The 22,139-nt window shown below is 46.0% G+C and carries 20 protein-coding genes; 13 read left to right on the top strand and 7 right to left on the bottom strand.

Annotation, left to right across the window (positions count from 1 at the left end):
* The first annotated feature begins 59 nt into the window (after window positions 1-59).
* The 4 genes from QUA99_RS02300 to QUA99_RS02285 all read left to right on the top strand — a co-directional run bounded on the left by QUA99_RS02300 (window position 60) and on the right by QUA99_RS02285 (window position 4,615).
* The gene (locus QUA99_RS02300) at window positions 60-1,211 is read left to right on the top strand and encodes a glycosyltransferase family 4 protein (RefSeq protein ID WP_333239088.1); all 1,152 of its coding nucleotides are present in this window, start codon (window positions 60-62) and stop codon (window positions 1,209-1,211) included.
* A gap of 115 nt (window positions 1,212-1,326) precedes the next feature.
* Complete coding sequence (locus QUA99_RS02295; RefSeq protein ID WP_333239090.1) at window positions 1,327-2,556, top strand: glycosyltransferase; 1,230 nt, start codon at window positions 1,327-1,329, stop codon at window positions 2,554-2,556.
* Between the two features lie 58 nt (window positions 2,557-2,614).
* Window positions 2,615-3,697: an NAD-dependent epimerase/dehydratase family protein gene (locus QUA99_RS02290; protein WP_333239092.1), complete on the top strand. Its 1,083-nt coding sequence runs from the start codon at window positions 2,615-2,617 to the stop codon at window positions 3,695-3,697.
* A gap of 111 nt (window positions 3,698-3,808) precedes the next feature.
* Window positions 3,809-4,615 carry a WecB/TagA/CpsF family glycosyltransferase gene (locus QUA99_RS02285; protein ID WP_333460295.1) on the top strand — a complete coding sequence of 269 codons (807 nt, stop codon included), beginning with the start codon at window positions 3,809-3,811 and terminating at the stop codon, window positions 4,613-4,615.
* Between the two features lie 352 nt (window positions 4,616-4,967).
* Here QUA99_RS02285 and QUA99_RS02280 read toward each other — a convergent pair whose 3' ends face one another.
* From QUA99_RS02280 to QUA99_RS02265, 4 genes are all read right to left on the bottom strand, one after another.
* Window positions 4,968-5,906 (bottom strand): class I SAM-dependent methyltransferase, encoded by a 939-nt coding sequence (locus tag QUA99_RS02280; RefSeq protein ID WP_333239096.1) that lies wholly within the window; start codon window positions 5,904-5,906, stop codon window positions 4,968-4,970.
* Between the two features lie 631 nt (window positions 5,907-6,537).
* The gene (locus QUA99_RS02275) at window positions 6,538-7,497 is read right to left on the bottom strand and encodes a DUF362 domain-containing protein (RefSeq protein WP_333239097.1); all 960 of its coding nucleotides are present in this window, start codon (window positions 7,495-7,497) and stop codon (window positions 6,538-6,540) included.
* Between the two features lie 124 nt (window positions 7,498-7,621).
* Window positions 7,622-7,948, bottom strand: coding sequence for a hypothetical protein (locus tag QUA99_RS02270; protein ID WP_333239099.1), 327 nt, complete (start codon window positions 7,946-7,948; stop codon window positions 7,622-7,624).
* A 174-nt stretch (window positions 7,949-8,122) separates the two neighbouring features.
* On the bottom strand, window positions 8,123-9,547 hold the full coding sequence (locus QUA99_RS02265) for an aspartate ammonia-lyase (protein WP_333239101.1): 1,425 nt from the start codon (window positions 9,545-9,547) through the stop codon (window positions 8,123-8,125).
* Window positions 9,548-9,920: 373 nt separating this feature from the next.
* On the opposite strand from QUA99_RS02265, the gene QUA99_RS02260 reads away from it, so the two are divergent.
* Window positions 9,921-11,786, top strand: coding sequence for a hypothetical protein (locus QUA99_RS02260; RefSeq protein WP_333239103.1), 1,866 nt, complete (start codon window positions 9,921-9,923; stop codon window positions 11,784-11,786).
* Between the two features lie 388 nt (window positions 11,787-12,174).
* The gene (locus QUA99_RS02255) at window positions 12,175-13,860 is read left to right on the top strand and encodes a DNA repair helicase XPB (RefSeq protein WP_333239105.1); all 1,686 of its coding nucleotides are present in this window, start codon (window positions 12,175-12,177) and stop codon (window positions 13,858-13,860) included.
* Here QUA99_RS02255 and QUA99_RS02250 read toward each other — a convergent pair whose 3' ends face one another.
* Window positions 13,861-14,502 (bottom strand): peptidase M15, encoded by a 642-nt coding sequence (locus tag QUA99_RS02250; RefSeq protein ID WP_333239107.1) that lies wholly within the window; start codon window positions 14,500-14,502, stop codon window positions 13,861-13,863.
* Between the two features lie 370 nt (window positions 14,503-14,872).
* Here QUA99_RS02250 and QUA99_RS02245 point away from each other — a divergent pair, with 370 nt between their 5' ends.
* The 6 genes from QUA99_RS02245 to QUA99_RS02220 all read left to right on the top strand — a co-directional run bounded on the left by QUA99_RS02245 (window position 14,873) and on the right by QUA99_RS02220 (window position 19,036).
* Entirely contained in the window at window positions 14,873-15,292 is a 420-nt protein-coding gene (locus tag QUA99_RS02245) for a XisH family protein (RefSeq protein WP_332948402.1), read from the top strand.
* Entirely contained in the window at window positions 15,277-15,588 is a 312-nt protein-coding gene (locus tag QUA99_RS02240) for an element excision factor XisI family protein (protein WP_333239109.1), read from the top strand. The genes QUA99_RS02245 and QUA99_RS02240 overlap by 16 nt, the downstream gene beginning before the upstream one ends.
* A 90-nt stretch (window positions 15,589-15,678) precedes the next feature.
* A complete protein-coding gene (locus tag QUA99_RS02235; protein ID WP_333239111.1) occupies window positions 15,679-16,119 on the top strand; it encodes a hypothetical protein in 441 nt (146 codons plus the stop codon).
* Complete coding sequence (locus QUA99_RS02230; protein WP_333239113.1) at window positions 16,106-16,435, top strand: type II toxin-antitoxin system PemK/MazF family toxin; 330 nt, start codon at window positions 16,106-16,108, stop codon at window positions 16,433-16,435. The genes QUA99_RS02235 and QUA99_RS02230 overlap by 14 nt, the downstream gene beginning before the upstream one ends.
* 171 nt (window positions 16,436-16,606) lie before the next feature.
* Window positions 16,607-17,752 (top strand): iron-containing alcohol dehydrogenase family protein, encoded by a 1,146-nt coding sequence (locus QUA99_RS02225; protein WP_333239115.1) that lies wholly within the window; start codon window positions 16,607-16,609, stop codon window positions 17,750-17,752.
* Window positions 17,753-17,851: 99 nt separating this feature from the next.
* The gene (locus QUA99_RS02220) at window positions 17,852-19,036 is read left to right on the top strand and encodes an aspartate aminotransferase (RefSeq protein WP_333239117.1); all 1,185 of its coding nucleotides are present in this window, start codon (window positions 17,852-17,854) and stop codon (window positions 19,034-19,036) included.
* Between the two features lie 301 nt (window positions 19,037-19,337).
* Here QUA99_RS02220 and QUA99_RS02215 read toward each other — a convergent pair whose 3' ends face one another.
* Both QUA99_RS02215 and dapF read right to left on the bottom strand, forming a co-directional pair.
* Complete coding sequence (locus tag QUA99_RS02215; protein ID WP_333239119.1) at window positions 19,338-20,483, bottom strand: hypothetical protein; 1,146 nt, start codon at window positions 20,481-20,483, stop codon at window positions 19,338-19,340.
* Window positions 20,484-20,698: 215 nt separating this feature from the next.
* Window positions 20,699-21,625 (bottom strand): diaminopimelate epimerase, encoded by a 927-nt coding sequence (gene dapF, locus QUA99_RS02210; RefSeq protein ID WP_333239121.1) that lies wholly within the window; start codon window positions 21,623-21,625, stop codon window positions 20,699-20,701.
* 174 nt (window positions 21,626-21,799) lie between these two features.
* On the opposite strand from dapF, the gene QUA99_RS02205 reads away from it, so the two are divergent.
* Entirely contained in the window at window positions 21,800-22,012 is a 213-nt protein-coding gene (locus QUA99_RS02205; protein WP_333239123.1) for an Hfq-related RNA-binding protein, read from the top strand.
* The last annotated feature ends 127 nt before the right edge of the window (window positions 22,013-22,139 follow it).

Raw genomic sequence — 22,139 nt, 5'->3', positions numbered from 1 at the left:
GAAGGTTTTTGGCGATACCGCCGGCTTTCTTGTCGTCGCTACAACTAAAGGTGAACCGCATGGATGAAATCCGCATCGCTTGGCTTGTCCCGGAAGTGGGTCTGGGAGCTTACTGGCAGCCTGTTTTGAGAGAATTTACGAAAGTGTTTAAAAACACTGTGTTCTACACCGGCGGTGTCTGGCCGGGATTCGACCCGACAATGCCTGGATCGTCGGCAATTCAGCTAGTAGGAAAGACGAGTTTTGTCGAAACGACAAAGATAAATACAGGCTACGATCGCGGGTTTATTGTAGTCTCACCAGCCATTATTGGGTATCTGCTTGAATTTCGACCTCATGTCGTATTTCCCCAAGCTTTCTCTTTGTGGACTGTAATTGTGGCTTTGTTAAAACCACTGATGGGATGGAAAATTGCGATTATTTATGATGGCAGTTCCCCGAATACAGACTTTCGAGATTCCAGTTTTCGGACATTTGTTCGCCGCATACTTGTGCGGTTTGCCGATGCTTTTGTTTCTAACAGTAATGCTGGCAAACAATATCTGATCGAAGCGCTTAACGTACCGGAGCAAAAAATTTTTACTAGAACCTATCTTGTCCCGGATGCGGGAGCTTTAATGAAACAATTGGATCGAACTAAGCAGCCAAATTTGCAGTTAAAACGCCCAATTTTTCTGTATGTAGGGCGGCTCACAGCTAGAAAGGGAATTAAAACGCTTTTAGAAGCTTGCGCTATTCTTAAAAGTCAAGGTTATGCTGATTATTCGCTGTTGATTGTTGGCAAGGGAGATCAGCGGGAGGAACTGGAAGCTTTTATTAAAGAGCGCAATTTTGAAGAGCAGGTAACTTGGGCCGGATGGGTGGAATATGGAAGTTTGGGTGCTTACTTTCAGCAAGCTGATGTTTTTGTATTCCCTACTTTTGAGGATGTCTGGGGAATGGTGGTACCGGAGGCGATGGTTTTTGGCAAACCCGTACTCTGCTCAAATGGTGCAGCTTCCTGCGAATTGATTGCTGAAGGGGAGAATGGTTACATTTTCGATCCTAGAGACTCTCAAGGTTTGGCCTCGGCGATGCGGCGTTTTCTGGACAATCCAGATTTGATTGAGTCGATGGGAGAGCGATCGCGCGAACTAATTGCTCAAAAAACTCCCGAAACAGCCGCCCAAGCTTATGTCGAAGTAACATCATTTTTAATGGTTAGCGGTTAAGCTGTTGTGGGTAGTAGAAAAAAACAGCGTTTTAAGTAACCAACAGAAACTAACCACGAACAAAAAATTAAAAACTCATGCCTAACCACTAACCACTAAGCATTAACAATTGCCGATGAAAATTCTTTTATCTGCCTTTGCCTGCGAACCCGGACAAGGATCTGAGGAAGGAGTGGGCTGGAATGCGGTGGTAGAAGCCGCCAAACACCAAGAAGTGTGGGTACTAACTCGCACTTTTTACCGTACCGCTATTGAAGCCTTCCTCGCGGCGAGCCCGAACCCTAACCTGCACTTCGTCTACATTGAGCCTTTCGGCTGGAGCGAAAACTTTAAAGGTAGACAGGGAGGGCTGCAATTGCACTATTACCTGTGGCAAATTTTGGCTTATTTAGAGGCGCGCGACCTCCACCGCCAAATTAATTTCGACATCGCCCGCCACGTCACCTACGTTAAATTTTGGTCGCCCAGCTTCATCTCGCTGCTGCCTGTTCCTTTTATTTGGGGGCCTGTGGGGGGCGGCGAAGCAGCCCCTAAACCTTTTTGGGAAGATTTTAGCTCCAAGGCAAAACTTTACGAAACCGCGCGAGACTGGGGGCAGCGCCTCGGTGAGAGAGATCCCTTTGCCAGGATGACGGCTCAAAGAAGCGTCTTAGCTTTGGCGACAACGGAGGACACGGCGAAGCGGGTGCGGGCGATGGGGGCTAAAAAGGTGCAGGTGCTTTCAGAAGCCGGCCTGTCAAAGGCAGAGATGGAGAGGCTGGGAGAGTGCAAAATGCCAGGGGATTCGCCGATCGGGTTTATCAGTATGGGGCGGTTGCTGCACTGGAAAGGCTATCACCTGGCGGTACGGGCTTTTGCCCGAGCTAACTTGCCGAATGCCGAATATTGGCTGCTGGGGGACGGCCCGGAACGCGATCGCCTTCAGTCTTTAGCGCAAGAATTGGGCATTGCTTCTCAAGTTAAGTTTTGGGGGAGGCTCCCGCGCGAGGAAAGTTTGGGCAAGTTAGGGGAGTCTCATGTACTGATTCACCCTAGCTTGCACGATTCAGGGGGGTGGACGTGTCTGGAGGGGATGGCGGCTGGGCGTCCCATCATCTGCTTGGATCTGGGAGGGCCTGCCACTCAAGTGACTGCCCAAACGGGGGTAAAAGTACCTGCTTACAATCCAGAACAGGCAGTGCAGGGTCTAGCTGAGGCGATCGCTCATTTAGCCGGTGATGCCGAGTTGCGATCGCGGTTGGGTGAAGCAGGTCGAAATCACGTCAGAGAAGTATATGATTGGGATGTTAAAGGTGAATTCTTTGCTCAATTGTGCGAAGATATAGTCTATCGAAAATCTGGGTGATCTGTGGTTTGTTCGATCGTACAAAACAAAGAAAACTATATTTTTTAGGCGGTAAAACGTGAGCGTTGCAATCATTACTGGATCGGCGGGTTTAATTGGCTCGGAGGCTTGTAAGTTCTTTGCCAAACAAGGCTTCGAGATAGTTGGTATCGACAATAATATGCGCCAGTTCTTTTTTGGGGCTGACGGTTCTACAAACTGGAACCGCCAACTCCTCGAAAAGTCCTTGGGAACCAAGTATTATCACTTAGATGTGGACATTCGCGACTACGAAGCGATTACCAATATCTTTCAGCGGTACGGCGAGTCGATCGAGTTAGTCATTCACACCGCAGCACAACCTAGCCATGATTGGGCTTGCCGTGCTCCGAAAATAGACTTTACCGTCAATGCCAACGGCACTCTCAATCTTCTAGAAGTAACTCGCTTGTACTGTCCCAAAGCAGTTTTCATTTTCACTTCTACGAATAAAGTATACGGCGATACACCCAACAAATTGCCTTTAATTGAATTAGAACACAGGTGGGAAATTGAAGCGGGCCACACTTACGAAAGCGGCATTCGGGAAGATATGTCGATCGATCAGTGCCTGCACAGTTTGTTTGGTGCTTCTAAGGTAGCTGCTGACGTTTTAGTTCAAGAATACGGTCGATATTTTAATATGAACACCGCTTGTTTTCGCGGCGGCTGCTTGACGGGGCCAAATCACTCGGGAGCTCAATTGCACGGCTTCCTCGCCTACTTGATGAAGTGTGCCGTCACGGGAACTCCTTACACCGTGTTTGGCTACAAAGGCAAGCAAGTCCGCGATAACATTCACAGCGCGGATTTAATTTCGGCATTTTATGAATTTTATAAAGCTCCCAGAAGCGCCCAAGTTTACAATACAGGAGGAGGCAGATACAGCAATTGTTCGATGTTAGAAGCTATCCACATGTGCGAGGCAATTGCGGAACGCAAATTTAATTGGACTTATGCTGAAGGAAATCGCATTGGCGATCACATTTGGTGGATTAGCGACAATTCAAAATTTTCCAGTCACTATCCTGACTGGAAAATGAAATATAACGTTAAACAAATCCTACAGGAGATTTATGAATGTAACCGCGAGCGTTGGCTGAAAGAGGGGTCGAAGGATTGAGTAAAAAAAAGAACAGGGTGCCAATTTTGCAAACGATGGAATACAAAGTTAAAAAAATCGTACAGGATATTTATGAGTGTAACGGCGAGTGTTGGCTTAAAGAGGTCTTCCATGATTGATAAAGGGAAAAAGAATGTACTGGGCATATTAGTAAATGCGGTTAATTATGAAGCGGCTGTGAGCAAAATTATTGCAGCAGCCAGCGCCCGAGAACCTATGTCTGTTTCGGCTTTAGCGGTTCACGGGGTGATGACTGGGGTTCTTGACAGGACTCATCGCTATCGGATCAATCACATTGACTTGGTATTGCCAGACGGACAGCCGGTGAGGTGGGCGTTAAATTTGCTCTACAATACGGGATTGCCCGATCGAGTTTGCGGGCCGAATGCGATGTTACATATCTGCGAACGTGCGGCAGAAGAAGGATTATCTATCTATTTGTACGGATCTCAAGCTTCTGTACTGGAGGCTTTATCTCGCAATCTCTGCCAGCGTTTTCCCAAGTTAATTATTGCTGGAACTCAGCCTTCTAAATTTAGGCACGTTTCGGTTCAAGAGAAACAAGAAATTGCGCAGCAAATCCGCAACAGCGGTGCAGCAATTACTTTTGTCGGTTTGGGGTGTCCGCGACAAGAAGTCTGGGCTTACGAATACCGGGACGACTTATCAATGCCGCTGGTTGCTGTAGGTGCTGCTTACGATTTTCATGCGGGTAATTTGGCAAAAGCTCCTGAGTTTTTATCTAAGATAGGTTTGGAATGGCTGTTTCGGATGATTAAGGAACCCAAGCGCCTTTGGCAGCGCTATGTTTTTTTGAATCCGCTTTATATCTGGCTGTTTTTGCTGCAAGCTTTGAAAATTAAACAGTTCGACCCCACAGACGCCACGCCGCCTGTGGAAGAAGTATTGTATGGTTGAAATTTAAAAGTTACTTGTGAATTATGGGTGCTCACAACTAAAAAGTAAAAAAGCAAAAAGTAGAGATCGTAACTAATTATTTTCAGGTGCAACTGCGATCGCATCTTCAAGAAGACTTACGCCAGAAAGCAATTTTTAGATTTTTTATGGGGTAAGGTGCGCGCTGCGCACCCTACATATACAATTTGTGCGTCAGTCTCGATCGAGTCAGGTTGAGTGCTGGGTCAATGTCGCATTTTGTCCGATCGCACTCCTGGCATTGGGAATTATCGCAGGGGAGGGCAAAAGTATTGTGACTGTGTAACCAAACTTGATATAAAACCAAAAGTTTGTTGCCCTTACCTCGCTCTTGCTATGGCTTTTGGGCCACAACCCGGATCGAATCGTACTTGTTTTCATCAGCCGCAAAAATTGTTTTGAGAAGTAGGTTCCAAGCTTGGACTTTACTGTTTTCTTTGGGCTTTACTGTCCCAGGACATTCCATTGAATCGAACACATTAAAAATGTTTCTTTCTTCATCGATCCAACTGTTGGCAAATTGGCGATAGTAGCCATTAAACTCGGTACAAATTATCTCAAATCCCACTTTTTCACAGATAGCGCGGAAGCTATGCGGTGTGAAGAAATACAAATGCCTTGGTACATCTAGATGCATCCATGCAATCCCTGATGACTTCAGTCCAATACAAGAGTTATTGGGTACTTCCATCACCAATTTGCCGCCATCCACGAGCAAATTCATGGCATTGCGCAGTGCCAGTAAAGGATCTATGGTATGTTCGAGTACGTGGTTCATCACGATCGTGTCGTACTGTCTAGACTTGACTTCCGGGGGCAAAGATTCCGCAGTACCATAAAATACATTAAGACCTCGCTGCTCGGCAAAAACCAAAGCTTGTCGATCGGGTTCTACGCCCCAGACTTTGTGACCATCTGCTTGGAGTTCTTCCATCAGTTCGCCGTTGGCGCAACCGATTTCTAAGATCGAGTACGAAGCAGTCCCAAACTGTTGCTTCCACCATTGACTTGTGACATCTACTCCGCGATCGAAACGCCAAGCTAGATGCGTGCGCAATTTATCCAAGAAGGAAATAGAAGAGGAAGAGTCGGAATCTCTGGAGTCTGCATGATGAGTATAATACTCGTCAATTTCGTAGAAGCTGGCGATTTTTTTGAGTTCGGGTAAAGGATGAATGCATCCAAGTTGTGACTTTTCGCACCAGTACAATTGAAATGATTCTTTGTTTCCAGGTCTGCGCCAATCACCCGGTATCAATAGCCACGGTTTCATAGTCTGTCCCGATATAGGACAGACGACGGTAGGACTTAAGCAATTTTGACTTTGCATTTTAGTTTTCATTATTTAGGTACTTGACGTACTAATAACCACTAATATTGGATTTCAAATCCGCAAATAAATTATCTGCCAGCGACCATTGCGGAATCCGAAATACAGCGGATGACTGCCCCAAAATTATTAGGTTTCGGAAACACAATTGCTGCGGCGTGGTTTTCAGCTTACATCGAATTTAAGCTAACGCATTTAACTTGCTTTGTCACGTTTGATAAAAAACTACACATTCCGCGATCGGGCTGTGAGTAAGTTTTCCTATATTTAGAAATCCAGCAATAATTTAAGTATAAATTAAGTTATAAAACTGGGTAGCGATGTAGCCTGCGATCGAGACCAATAAAAACTTTCTTGCCTTTGTAGCTAAATAATAGTCCTGAAATCTTTGGCGACATCGAAGTATAAAATTTACGATTTCATCTATCAGTAGCCACAAATTTTGCGGCCGCTACAGTTCCTTAACATAAAAATTTACCTCCCAGTTGAGTTAGGAAGCTAAACTTTTGTTTAATCTTCATCACAAGAGGTGGTTGACAAGGGCGCATTTTTGTGAATCTGTCGCGAAGGCCTCCTATCGATCGGCGTAAGCCCCGACCCGTTCTTTGATAAAGCGGATATAAAAATGCCTGAAAGTAGACTTAATCACCCGAGGCATACCAAAGTCGATCGGCATCATATTTGCCGGCAACTTCCAATCCAAAATTTTCACATCTTCCGGGTGCAAAAGCGGAAAATCAATCGCTTCTAAATTCGAGCAAAGTCCCAATTTCATCGCCGCAGCTACAGTTGGAACCGCCGCCGGATCGGCATTAATAATTTCAACTAAAGTTCTGTCCAAAGCAAACACATCATCAGACGCACCCAAAATTCCCAAAAACTTAGGTTCGCCGCCGCTTGGCCCGTTACCTTCGTGACCGATAATTCCATCCAAAATCGTCAAATTTGGGTTAATTGCCCGGGCAGTTTCTACCAGCATTTGACCGAATCTGGCGCTATCTTTACCAGCTTCCATGTGCCACCAAGCCTTCATTTTGCCGGGGACGCAGCCGAACAAATTTTTCACGCCCATTGTCACCGTTAATTGAACGTGAGATTTTAGTTTGGGCAAATTAATCACTACATCCGCTTCCATAGCTTCTTTGCAAATTCGCAGATGATTGAAATCTTCGCTGACAGTTTTGTAGCGTTTTCCTTGAAACTCAACTACTGGCAAATTCAGTTCTTGCAACAGCGGCAAATAACCGTTGGCTTTGGCTACACCCATGGCGCTGCCAAAAGCTGGACTATCACCTAAAAATGGTTTTCCTCCCGCTTCCACGACCATTTTAGCCACGCAGTAAACCAATTCGGGGCGGGTGACACATTCTTTGGTAGGGCGAGAACCGGTGAGGAGATTGGGTTTGAGTAAAACCCGATCGCCCGATTTGACAAAAGCCGAGATTCCGCCCCAGGGTGCCAGCAAACTTTCTAAAGATGCTTGCAAGATTTGGCGATCGTATGAATTGGCACGAATTAAACTAACAGCAGACATATTTATGAATTAATTTGTAATTGGTTATCGATCGGGAATATTTTCAATGTAACGCACGCACGGAACACCTTAAGCAGGGCGATCTGCGCGCACCTTACCAGAATAATCTCAATACAAATGGGTCCTAAGTATCCATTGGCAATCTACCAACAGCAGCCCGCTGCATGGTACTAACTCGCAGCGAGTTAGAGAATATTCCTTGACCTTGAAGTTCCGGAATAGCAGGTTTCACTTCTATTTTTACCACCCTGGCAGTGCAAATAAAAACGGTTTGATCTGCTAAATGAAAAGTCAACCAAGGTTGATTTAACAAATTCAGCACTTCCTCTTGGAATTCTTGTGCAGGAATCGGAAGAGTAAAGGTTTCTGCGTGACCTTCCACATAATGAAATGTCACTTGAGTCGTGTTCTCTTTATCGTGAGTTAATTTGCCAAAAGAACCTGCGCGCATAAATTTTGCCCCCAAACTTTAGACTATAAAAAAAATCCAGAATTAAATGTAAAAAACTTGAATTCTGAATTGTTTAACTTTAACCTGTGACAGCGCTTAGGCAGAAATCAGAATGCTGAAGGCAGAATTATATCGAGTTCAGCATTCTAGTTTCTACCTGATACCTTCAATCTTCTAAACGTTAGCAGAAGATGCCGGCATCGCACTCATTTTCTCTAAATCTAGAACTTTTGCCAAGTCTTCTGCACTCATTAAACCCCGTTCTAGCACAATTTGCCGCAAAGATTTGCCCGTTTCTAGGGATTCTTTGGCGACGGCGGCGGCGTTGAGATAGCCGATGTGAGTGTTGAGGGCGGTAACGAGGGCGAGACTGCCTTCAGCGTAAGCAAGACACCGATCGCCCTTAGCTTCAATTTTGGCGAGGCATTTGGTGCTCAGGGCGCTAATCGTATTGCCCAAAATTTCGATGCTGTGAATCAGATTGTAGGCAATCAGGGGCATCATCACGTTCAATTCTAATTGTCCCGCTTGGGCGGCCAGGGCGATCGCGCTATCGTAACCCATAACTTGAAAACACACCATCGATGTCATTTCTGCCATCACAGGGTTGTATTTTCCCGGCATAATTGACGAACCCGGTTGCACGGGAGGCAGTTGAATTTCTTTCAAACCCGTTTTCGGCCCGGAGTCCATCAAACGCAAGTCGTGGGAGATTTTAACGCAATCTTGAGCGAGATTTCGCAGTGCACCGGACACATTTACAAACGGCGCCATACTCTGCATAGCAGCCATTAAATGCCTTGCTGGTTTCAGGGGTTGATCGGTTAATTCTGAGAGAATTTCAGCAACTTTTTGACAGTATTCTGGGTGAGTATTTAAGCCAGTCCCCACCGCACTGCCGCCCAATCCCAAGGATGTCAAATCCCCCGATGCAATTTCAATGCGAATGCGATGTTCTCTGAGAATTTGCGCCCAAGCGCCGAAGGTTTCGCCGAGTCTAACAGGTACGGCATCTTGCATGTGAGTGCGGCCGGATTTAACAATATCTTTGAATTCTTCTGCTTTGTTTTCTAGGGCGACTACGGCATCCGACAAAGCCGGAAAAAGAGTCTTTTCTAACGCCAACAATCCGCCGATCCGAATCGCAGTCGGAATCACATCATTGGTCGATTGACCGTAGTTTACGTGGTCGTTAGGACTGACGCGCTTGTAGTTGCCTTTTTCCTCGCCCATAATTTCCAAAGCGCGATTAGAAAGAACTTCATTAACATTCATGTGGTGAGAAGTTCCAGCGCCGGCTTGGTAGACATCAACTACAAATTGGTCGCGCAATTTGCCTGCTAGGATTTCATCTGCTGCTTGGACAATGGCTTGACTGATGTCTTCTGGAATGCAGCCGAGTTCGCCATTGGCGATCGCCGTTGCTTTCTTAATTAAAACACAAGCATCAACGTATGTTGATAAAGGCTTAATGCCGCTAATCGGGAAATTTTCAATAGCCCTTAGAGTTTGGATGCCATAATAGACATTAGATGGGATTTGTTTGTCTCCCATTGAGTCGCTTTCGGTGCGGTAGCTGATTGTTGGGTGTTCGCTCATATCGCCTTGTTGCTGATGATTGGGAATTGGTAATTTTTTTTAACAATGCTGACTGATACTGCTGTTTTACCGCGCTGGCGGGCCCAGTAAAACACAAGTCACGATTGTAAATAATTATCTCACACTCCGAGTTAAATCTCAAAATTCAAATTTAAAATTAATATTTTTTCCTAAATTTGTGAAGAGTTGTTGTGTAATTGCGAGTTTTTAAGTTTGCCTAATTTTGTACTTTATTAGATAAGATTACCCTGTTTAACAATAAATATTAAACCATGATTGTGATTTTTGTTACAAAAATTCAAATTACAAATCGGGGAAAGTTGTTATATTTGGTAGCACAAACAATTTTGCAGCAGGCGAATTGCCAAAAATTATGCCGCGTTACCAAACCATAGATGATGTTCCTACCCTCCAAGAGGCACTCGAAGGAATAATTGTTGAAGATTTAAAAAAGCTGAATGCACTGTTGTCGGGCGATCGCAAATTAACCCGCAAAGCTGACCTGGTTGCTGGGATTAAAGAGCAAATGCAGGGACAAAAACTCAAGCAAGTTTGGGCGCAATTAGACGACCTGCAAAAAGCGGCCGTAGCGGAAGTTATACATGGGTCAGGTGGTGGCTATGATGCCGATGTATTTATGGCGAAATACGGACAACAACCAAACTGGGGAACAAGCGATCGCTATGGATACAACCGAGAACCATCCCTACTATGCTTGTTCTTCTACGGCACTGCGATACCCTACGATCTGGAAGAAAAATTGCTGAAGTTTGTGCCAAAACCTCAAGGAATTTCCTTAAATCTGGTTGGCGATGTACTGCCAGATAATTTTATGGTTCGTGTAGAAAAACATAACTTTCGTACATCTCAAAGAGAGGTATCCGAGTACGAACTTCCCTTGACAATTTTTGAAATGGAACGGGCAGCCCCAAAGGATTTGGAAGCAGTTTTGCGTCTGATTCAGTCGGGCAAAGTTGCCGTTAGCGAGAAAACCGCATTACCTGGTGCCACAACTCTCAAAGCGATCGCCGCTGTATTGCAAGGGGGTGATTTTTATAACGACGAACAGCGCCAAGCTACCTTGGAAAAGGGCGATATATTCTACGAGGTTGGTAACATCAAATCCTTTGCTTGGGCCGCGATCGCCCAAGCGAGCAAATTCGCCGAACAATCGGGCAAAAAGCTAGTTTTGACCAAAGCGGGACAGAAAGCCTTGCAAGAATCTCCTGCCAAAGGATTACAGACAGCATGGAAGCGCTGGTTAAAAACAAACACTTTTGATGAATTTCGCCGCATTGATGCGATTAAAGGACAAACCGGCAAGGGCGCGCGCGGCATGACAGCGGTGGCGGGGCGGAGAGAGGCGATCGCCTCAAGGCTAGCAGAATGTCCTATCGGTAAATGGATTCTGTTTAGCGAATTTAGCAGGTATATGTTGGCAACGGGCAATCGGTTTGAAGTAACGCGCGATCCCGACAATCTCTATATTTCTGAATTTGGGTATGGTAACTTAGGATATTCCGGCAGTCACGATTGGCATATTCTGCAAGAAAGATATATGCGCTGCCTGTTGTTTGAGTATGTTGCTACCCTGGGAATAATTGATGTTGCCTATGCCGATCCCTCCCTCGTACCCAGCGATTTTGACGATCTTTGGGGTACGGACGATTTGAGATTTCTCAGCCGCTACGACGGCTTAATCTCTTTTCGCCTGACAGATTTGGGGGCTTACTGTTTGGGATTGACTAACAATTACACCCCGCCAGCAATTGAGTTTCGTCAAACACTCCGCGTACTGCCCAATTTAGATATTGTTGTAGCAGGAGAAGGCATCGCGACATCAGATGCGATCGTCCTCGATCTCTATACTAAAAAAGTTTCAGATGTCGTCTGGCAACTCGATCGACAAAAGCTATTTACCGCCATTGAAGCCGGATACCCCCTAGCAGAATTTAAAGAAGTTTTAGAGACAAGAAGTATCGAACCGCTACCCGAAACCGTACAGCAATTTCTGACGGATGTTACAGAACGATCGAATAGTTTGCAAGATGCAGGAACTGTCAAGTTAATCGAATGTGCTAACGCCCATTTAGCAGTGTTGATTGCCAATGATTCCCGTACAAAAAAATTCTGTCAGCTAGCGGGCGATCGCACTTTAGCAGTTCCATTATCCCAGGAAACTAAGTTTCGCAACGCCCTGCGGCAGATCGGCTACGTCTTACCCCAACGGGATAAATAGTAATACCATTTCTCTAAAATCGTGCAACACTCTTCGACCCCCCCTAGCCCCCCCGCTGCATTGCGGGGGGGACAAGAATACTGTTATTTCGTTTAAAATTGGTAGAAGATAGTGTCCGGTGGTATCGATCGCACTCGCGCCAGGGTGCAGCAGTCGGATACAAATCCTGAAAATTATTACTCAGATTATCGCCCGACTCCTTCACCCCTACAAGTATCTATAGCAATCCTAAATCATTTGTGAGTTTCTTACTCCCTCCCCTTACCAAGGGGAGGGTTGGGGTGGGGGAAAAAATTTACGACTCCTGCAAGGATTGCTATACAACCAATTAAAATTATCTGCGTTTATCTGCCTTTTATCTGCCTTTTATCTGCGATCGAAACAACCTATGACTTACGTTCCCGAAAATGCTTTGATCGTGCAAAGCGATCGCTCAATTTTACTAGAAGTTCACGCTCCCACAGCACAACAGGCGCGAGAAGCGATCGCCCCCTTTGCGGAATTAATCAAAAGTCCCGAACACATCCACACCTATCGGATCACGCCCCTCAGCGTGTGGAATGCGCGGGCGGCGGGAATGCCAGTTGAAGACGCGATCGCAGCTTTGCGAAAGTATGCCAAGTATCCCATTCCTGACTCCGTAGCGCAGGAAATTGAACTTTTAGGGGCGCGGTATGGATTAACTGTAATTGAAAGAATCGATGCGGCTAGCCCCGATTTACAACTGCGAATTGCCGATTTGCCCCTAGCGGAATTGCTGGTAAGGGACGATCGCGTCAAACCAATGTTGGGCAAGCGCATCTCCGATGTTTGCTTTCAAGTCGATGCCGGGAATCGCGGCGTACTCAAGCAAGCTTTACTAGCGGTGGGCTATCCGGCAGAAGATTTGGCTGGATATGTGGAGGGTGCCGATTTAGGGATTTCTTTGCGCGATCGTACTCTAACAGATTTGCCCTTTAAGCTGCGTGCTTATCAACAAGAAGCAGCAGAGGCATTCTATCAGGACGGGGAGGTAAAAGGTGGAAGCGGGACGATCGTCCTACCGTGCGGGGCTGGTAAAACCATAGTCGGGATGTTAGCGATGAGTTTGGTAAAGCAAAAGACACTCATCCTCACCAGCAGTTTGACTTCTGTGCACCAGTGGCGCAGGGAAATATTAGACAAAACAAGTTTAACTGAGGATGCGATCGCTGAGTACAGCAGTGTCACCAAACAGACGGCTGCTGTCACCCTATCGACTTACCAAATGCTAAGTTACAGATCGAATAAAGATGATGAATTCCCGCATTTCGAGTTATTTAACGCCCAATCGTGGGGACTAATTATTTATGATGAAGTCCATCTATTACCTGCACCGATATTTCGGATCACCGCTGAATTACAAGCACGGCGCAGGTTAGGTTTAACTGCGACATTGATTCGCGAAGACGGGAAAGAAGGCGATGTATTCACGTTGATTGGGCCCAAACGCTATGACGTACCTTGGCGCGAATTGGAAGGACAGGGATTTATTGCCACTGCCAATTGTACGGAAATCCGCGTCGCCCAAAATGAGGCGGAAAAAATGGAATATGCCCTAGCGCCCCGCCGCAATCAGTTTCGGATTGCTGCGGAAAATCCGGGTAAGTTGGATGTGGTACAAAGTTTATTGCAAAAGGAGGCGGGACACCGTATTTTAATTATTGGTGAGTATCTCGAACAGTTGGATGCGATCGCCAAAATTACCGGATTGCCTCTGATTACGGGGAAGACAAAACAGGCAGAGCGCGATCGGTTATACGAAGCATTCCGTCACAAAGAGATTCCCGGATTAATTCTATCTCGCGTGGGCAATTTTGCCGTCGATTTACCCGATGCCGATGTGTTAATTCAGGTATCGGGAAAGTATGGTTCTCGCCAAGAAGAAGCGCAGCGCCTAGGACGAATTCTCCGCCCGAAATCCGATGGACATACTGCGAGTTTTTATACATTAGTCTCGCTACAAACTTGCGAGGAAGATTTTGCCCGACACCGCCAACTATTCCTCACCGAACAGGGCTACAACTATCGCATAGAAGTTCAAAAAGATGTTTAGTCAGCGATCGATAAATTCTTGGTAAAACTGCTCGTGCAAACCGGAGAAATTATCCATCCCCTCCTTTGTCAGATACCCGCTCTTACCAGTGTGCGGGTTTTGTACGTAACTAGAAATTTTCTTTGAAACATCAGGATTCTCGCTCCACCTAATGTTGAACGCTGCATAATCTGGGAAAAAGGTCATTTCTGCATAAGCATCAATGTGGTCATGTATCCACCATGCCAATGCTGTCCAATCTTGAGTGCGTTCATAGTAAGGGATGAATGATGTAACAATAATACATGCTGTTGCTCCCATATACCCCTTTGAATCTTTTACGTCCCAGATATGTTGTGCATAGTTGGACTCATTGCTGGCACAGTTGTACTGATTTTTATTCTCTGCTCCTTTGGCGTTCACCGCACAAGAACGATAGGCTGAGCGGATACTAATCCGACCAAGCGCATCTTGAATTGGTTCAAGCACCCTCTCACACAAATTCTTTCCGGCTGCGATCGCCAAATCAGGATCGCTAGGAATGTTAGGGATACCTTCAATTTGAGAGATTTCTGAATAAAGAAATTCACGCATGAAAAAACTCTTAGAGAGTTGAATCCGTCCTAGCTTTTCCAAAGCTTTAACAGTTTGTGGTTTTCTCATAGAATGAACTACAGCAATTAGAGGTGAATAGCTTAATGTTAAACACTGGCAGATTATTTAGAAGCATTGTTTCAGCCAAAAGCGAAGCCAGCTAACTTATAATTGTACCGCAGATGCGATACAATACATAATAAAGTCTAAAAATACCGCAACTTGCCCATGTCTGTCCACCCCTTCTTACCTCCGTCGGAATCTTCTGTTCTCGATCGACGGCGCACCACCAGACTCAAACATCTTACTCGTCGCATTTAAAAAAGCGATCTTTGATTACATATTAGACTATTTACTTTCACAATAAGGGACATCCACAAGACATGGGAGCTGAAGAGGTTCGTGCTGAGCTTTCCTAACCTAAATTCTGGAATATCGAATGTCTAGACGCGATAATTTACATTCCTCCCTGCGTCGCACCCTCGAAAAAGACGGGTGGACAATTACGGACGATCCTTTAGTCTTAGTGTTAGAGCAGACTCTTTTGAAAGCCGACTTAGGAGCAGAAAAGTTTTTCAGTGCCGAAAAAGAAGGGCATAAAATCGCTGTTGAAATCAAAGACTTTGATTCACCATCAGTCATTAGCGAACTGGAAAAAACGATGGGACAACTTCAGCTTTATCAATGGGCATTGGAAAACCAAGAACCGGAGCGTCAGTTGTTTTTAGCAGTGAGCCAAGCGATCTACATTAAGCACTTTCAAAAACCGATTTTTCAGTTAGCCGTCCAGCGAAATAAAATCAATTTATTAGTTTACGAACCAAGTCAAGAGGCGATTCTCCAATGGATAACTCACTAACCTATGCAGAGATTCTCAAAAAAACCCTGCAAGAAGCAACTCGCGCGCAACCCCGTTTACAGGCGATCGAGCTTTACTCCGTCTGTGATGTCGATTCGGGTCACTTTCTGGTTCTGGCGACAGGCTGGGATAAACAGCGCTGGATTGACACCATTCTGTTTCATGCTCGTTTAGTCGATCGTCAAGTTGTAATTGAAGAGGATAACTTCGAGGAAGGGCTAAGCCAATCGCTGATTGAGGCTGGTATAAAATCAGAGCATATTGTGACTAGCTCTTTTCCTGTTGCAAAAAGCTAAAATTGATTGGTAAGGGCGATCGCACGCAGACCGAGCAAGTCAGTTATAATCGTATAAGTACATTAATTTTACTGTTAGTGTCAAACTCCCATGAACCAACCAGCAAAAACTTTCACATATCCAGTGATTTTTTTGAGACTCGGCAATCTCGAAAAAACATTATTAGAAAATCTGCAACTGCTTCCAACAGAAAAGCGACAGGAAGTTCTGGATTTTGTGCAATTTCTTGTACATCAAGCACAAGTAAAACCGTCACTAAATGAAAGTTATGAGTCCAATTTTTTGCAAACAGAGCCATCGCATCCCAAGCGCTCGTTTATTGAGTTTTTGAGTTGCGTATTAGAATCCCCTCCAATACTAAAACCGTTTGTAGAGATAACAACCCAACAAGATTTAACCGCTGCCCAATTAACAGAGTTTTTTGCAGTCAACAGCGAAGAATATTTAATTGACCCAGCTATTACTCGCAGTCACGATGCTTTTTTGAAAGGTTACGCACCCGAAGACGAAGGACTTTATGACGACTATTGAACCGGGTGATTTTTGGGTGGCAAATATTCCCTTTACAAGCGGCGCAGGCTTTAAAAAACGTCCCGTACTTTTACTGTGGTTAGATGGCGAGGATGTAGTAGCAGCAGCCGTTACTTCTGCAAAACCTCGCACCCAAACTGATGTATTGCTTAATGATTGGTCTGCTAGCGGTTTGCGCGTTGCTTCAACAGTGCGTTTGTCTAGATTAGATTCTCTGGAGAAGTCTTTGTTATTAGGGAAAATCGGGCAAATTTCTCAACCGGATGCAGCAGAAGTGAAACGAGTCTGGGATTGGTACGTTAAGCCTCAATTCTAATGATAATTCGATCGCCCGCCCCTCAACTCCCCCGTTCGATCCCCAACCCGCACAATACTTAATAAAAACTTTACAAAACTTACCCGATCGCCCAACATGGGTTAGAGTTATCCTATAAAATCCAGCAATCCTGCAAAGCGTCAACCTTCTCGTCACTTATCCAGTGGTTCGATGACTCAAACCCAAAGCACTAAAACCGCCACCCCAACTGCAATTTATTCCTTGACAATTGCTCCCGCCTGTGTATTGCGGGGTCGATCGGCGATCGCACAAGCCGGAGATGCGATCGCCCGTTTCGGAAAGCGGCCGCTAATCGTCGGCGGCAGCAACTCCCTCGCCGCCGCCCAACCCTACCTGCAACCAATCCTCGAACAGCAGCAGTTAAAATCCGCCGAAACAGCCTACGGCAAGGATTGCAGCGAAACCAGCCTCGAAACCCTCCGCGCAGCAGCCCAAACCCATGAAGCCGATTTCATCATCGGTGTCGGCGGCGGCAAAGCCTTAGACGCAGCTAAACTCGTCGCTTATCAGTGCAAAATCCCGATCGTCACCATACCCACATCAGCCGCCACCTGTGCCGCTTGGACAGCCCTTTCTAACATTTATTCAGAACAAGGTGCATTCCAATACGATGTCACATTAGCCAGATGTCCCGACTTATTAATACTCGACTACGGCTTAATTCAAACGGCACCGCAGCGGACATTAGTAGCAGGAATTGGAGATGCGATCGCCAAATGGTACGAAGCATCAGTCAGCAGCGGACACTCCGAACAAACCCTGATCATTTCCGCCGTTCAACAAGCTAGAATACTGCGCGATATATTATTCCAAAAATCAGCCGCCGCCCTCAAAGAACCCGGTAGCGAAACCTGGCAAGAAGTCACAGATGCCGCCGTATTGCTAGCAGGAGTAATCGGCGGAATCGGCGGCGCCCAATGCCGCACCGTCGCCGCCCACGCCGTCCACAACGGTCTAACTCATCTATTAGCAAGTCACGGCACATTGCACGGCGAAAAAGTCGCCTACGGCATTTTAGTACAACTGCGACTCGAAGAAATGCTGCAAAACAATCAACTCGCCGCTAGCGCCAGACAGCAACTGCTAAAATTCTACGCCGAGATTGGATTACCCCAAACTTTAGACCACCTCGGACTCGGAGACATTACCATCACAGAATTGCAGCGCGCCGCCGATATCGCCTGCAATCCCAATTCCGACATCCACCGACTGCCTTTTAAAGTTGTTCCCCAACAATTAATGGCAGCGATGGTTTCTACCACCGCACCTGTGGGAGAATTAAAGATTAAGAATTAAAACAGTTTGTAGTAAGGACTAAAGTCCTGAAAAAGCTGTGCTAGCAAGGACGAAAGTCCTTACTACAAACCAGGAAAACTGACAACTGACACAAAATAAATGACCTTGGATTGGATTAGCCCTGCTGACAGGTTGCAAAAACTACCGCCCTACGTATTTGCCCGTCTCGACGAACTCAAAGCCCGCGCCCGCGAACAAGGACTCGATTTAATAGACTTAGGAATGGGAAACCCTGACGGTGCCACTCCTCAACCAGTAGTAGAAGCCGCCGTCGCAGCCATCCAAAATTCTGCAAATCACGGCTATCCACCCTTTGAAGGAACTGCCAGTTTTCGCCGTACTATTACTAAATGGTACAGCCGCCGCTACAACGTTGAACTCGATCCAGAAAGCGAAGCATTGCCTTTGTTGGGTTCTAAAGAAGGTTTAGCACATTTTGCGATCGCCTATATCAATCCAGGGGACTTAATATTAGTACCAAGTCCTGCTTATCCCGTATTATTTCGCGGGCCAATCATTGCCGGTGCAAAAGTTCACAACATCATCCTCAAACCAGAAAACGACTGGGTAATTGACTTAGCCGACATTCCAGACAGCGTAGCCGAACAAGCCAAAATACTCTACTTTAATTATCCCAGTAATCCGACTGGAGCGACTGCACCCCGCGAATTTTACAAAGATATTGTGGCTTTCGCACACAAACATCAAATCTTGCTGGTTCACGACTTGTGTTATGCGGAATTAGCCTTTGACGGCTATCAACCGACAAGTTTATTAGAAATTCCGGGCGGTAAAGAAATCGGCGTCGAATTTCACACCATGTCCAAAACCTACAATATGGCCGGCTGGCGCGTCGGTTTTGTAGTAGGAAATAGCAAAATTATCCAAGGTTTGCGGACATTAAAAACTAACCTAGATTACGGTATATTTTCGGCTTTGCAAACAGCAGCAGAAACAGCACTGCAATTGCCGGACAGTTACTTGGACGAAGTGCAGAATCGTTACAGGACTCGCCGGGATTTCATGGTGGAAGGATTGGCAGAATTAGGGTGGAATATTCCCAAACCTCTGGCTGCAATGTATCTGTGGGTTCCCTGCACTCCGGGCATGAGTTCGACTGATTTTGCCCTGAATGTTTTGCAGCAAACTGGTGTTGTGGTGACTCCTGGCAATGCTTTTGGGCCGGGCGGCGAAGGATATGTGAGAATTAGTTTAATTGCAGATTGCGATCGGCTGGGAGAAGCCCTGCGGCGCATGAAACAAGCTAATATTCGCTATCAATAGTCAAGAGTCATTAGTCAGTAGTCATTAGTCAGTTGTTAGTTGTTATTGGTTATTTGTGGGTTGTTAGTTGTTATATCATGTCCGGTCAATTAACCATGATTCCTGTAGGGGCGGGTTCACCAAGATATTGAATAGAAACGGGAAAATCTGTAAACCCGCCCCGGCCTTTAATCGCGGTCAATCGATCGGACATGATATTATTGGTTATTTGTGGGTTGTTAGTTGTTATTGGTTATTTGTTATTTGTTTGCGATCGTAACCAATTATTAACTACCAAGGACTACTGACTAATGACAACTGACTATAACGTTTTAATTTGCTCGATCACCCAGCCAAAAGTTTCCATAACTTGCTTGACGGCAGATTCGTCTTGCAAAGTAAACAAAGCCAAACTGGGCGACCTTCTCTCACCCGGTTCTATAGGCAGCGACAGACCGATCGAACTCAGCTTACTTCTCAATTCCAGCCAATAATGTTCCGCATTAAAAGGCGGCTGGGAACCGTAATTATCAGCAGAAATCTCCATTCTGCCAGCAATATCTACAGTGAATAACTGATAGGGTTTTCTTCCTCTGTGAAGCAATTGAGCGGCGAAACCGCCGTAGGCATCCCCGGTTCCCCAGTGGATTTGAACTTCGGGTTCTTGACTTTTCGCCCAAAGGTAAATTGATCTTGCCATTTGCGCCTCGTCCGCGCCCCGTCTAGCTTTGATTTCCGCAAAAAATGAAGATTCATCCCACCGCCTTCTTTCGCGCGTTGCGCTGGATTTTTTCTGCTGTGCTTCCGCTGTCTGACCGATCACTCTGGGAACCAAAGTTCTCAGACCGTCTTCACTGACATACTGCTTAATTTCCAGGGCTAGAACTTCAACCGGGTCCATTTGTTCGTTGAGAAATTCCACAACTCGGCGCATTTCAGCGGAAATTTCGTCAGCTACAAACACTAAGCGAACTTTACCCGCTTGCAAATTAGTTTTAACCTTCTGCCAAAATCTTTCTTCATTAGCATTTGCGCCGAGAAACTCTTCAAAAATCTGTTCTGGATCGCGACCCCGATCGCGACAATTAGCTTCAAACAGAGCAATAATTGAATCGATGGGCCAGTAAAACAACGCATTAGCAGCATAGTCGATCGACTGACCCAAAACTTTTTGCCGCAGTTCGGCATTAGGAGTTCGCCGGACATCCACCAAAGTAGGAACGGCATTTTGGTCGAGAAACAAATGATCCAGCGACCACTGCACCGCTGTTTCCTCATCGCTGGCCACTGCTGCTTCCCGCGAAATTAACAGCCACCTGCGCGGCGTCGCCCGATCGATTTGGTCTCCCGCGATCAAATTAGGATAAGTTATTAGCAAATCTTGTAACTGGTCTTCCGAGTCGTAGGGCTGTTCCATCATTTCTACCAGCCTGTCGTCGTCCTGAATCAGATAAATACCTCCAGCCATGCCAGCCCACCTACTTAATTTTAGATTTTAGACTTTAGATTTTAGATTTCAGGCTTAGTTATTAGTCTTCAGTCTTCAGTCCGCAGCCAATAACTGGTGAAGGCGGAAGGCATTGGTCAGAATTCAAGAAAAATTTTGAATTCAATAATTTTTCTTGTTTGTTAACTCAACAAAAAATACCTTCTGACCAGTGACTGATGACTAATAACTAATAACTAATGACTAATACAACCAGTAAATACTAGCTGTGCCGGCCCGGTCATGTAAATTCGCCCTGAAACTTCTGCCCATTCGATTTCCAAAACGCCGCCGGGGAGTTCAACCGCAGTTGCCCGATCGCACTTCCCTACCAACACCCCAGCTACCACAGCAGCACAAGCACCAGTCCCACAAGCTAGAGTAACACCCGCGCCTCTTTCCCACACCCGCATTTTTACATAGTCCGAACGTATCACTTGAATAAATTCCGTATTGGTACGCTGCGGAAATGCCCGGTTGTGCTCGAATTGAGGCCCGACAGTTTCTAAAGCAACAGCCGCAACATCCTCTACAAAAGTAATGCAGTGAGGATTGCCCATGCTGACGCAGGTAACAGACCAAGATTTACCCGCAACTTCGATCGGCACATCTATAACTTTGGCATCCGGTGCGGCCAAAGTTGTCGGAATTTCCGCCGCCAGCAGCCGGGGCACTCCCATATCCACTTTCACCTGACCGTCCGATCGCAATTCGGTGACAATAACGCCCGCACCGGTGTGAATCCGGTACTCAGTCTTAGATTCACTCCCCCCCTTAGCAAGGGAGGGGTGAATTTCCTTAGATTCACTCCCCCCCTTAGCAAGGGGGGGTTGGGGGGGGTGAATTTCTTTCGCTTCCAAATCGGCGATAAACTTAGCCAAACAGCGAATTCCGTTGCCGCACATTTCCGGTTCCGAACCGTCGGAGTTAAAAATCCGCATCGTATAGTCAGTGCCGTTTTGCCCTGGAAGAGCAAATATCGCACCGTCTGCGCCAATCCCGAAATGTCGATCGCACAACTCCACAGCTTGTTCTGGCGTAATCGCCGGTTCTGACGAGTGGCGGTTGTCAATCAGAATAAAATCATTTCCCAGTCCCTGATACTTCGCAAACTCGATCGGCATAAAAACCTCTGAATGTTAAAACTGATTAGTTGATAGACTTCATAAAGTCATTAGTCATTTACCAGTTGCGTTCCGCCCGCATCTCCTTAGTCCTCCCTCCTCAATCCTCAGTTTGCCACCCAAGACTAATGACTAATGACTAATGACTAATGACCAAATTACCCATTTCCCACTATGTCAGAATTTGAGACCGGATTGCCCAGCGTTCGCTTAATACAAAGCTACATCAAAGACAAAGAACAGGTAGAGATTAAACTCGTGACCGGCGACTTGCTAGCGGGTCGAATTTTTTGGCAGGATCATAGCTGCATTTGCCTCCTCGATCCGTCAGAAACACAAATTCTGATCTCGCGGCCAGCAATTGCTTATCTCAAACCCAACGGCTGAGGAGAGTGGGAGAGGGGGAGATTGGGAGAGGGGGAGAGGGGGAGATTGGGAGATTGGGAGAGGGAGACAGTGGAACAAATCTTCCTTCTTCCTTCTTCCCTCTTCCCTCTTCCTTCTTCCTTCTTCC

It is taken from the genome of Microcoleus sp. F10-B2, assembly GCF_036704965.1.
Classification (GTDB): Bacteria; Cyanobacteriota; Cyanobacteriia; order Cyanobacteriales; family Microcoleaceae; genus Microcoleus.
Note: the sequence above shows the minus strand (reverse complement) of the source record. Positions and strands in the feature narration are given on the sequence as shown.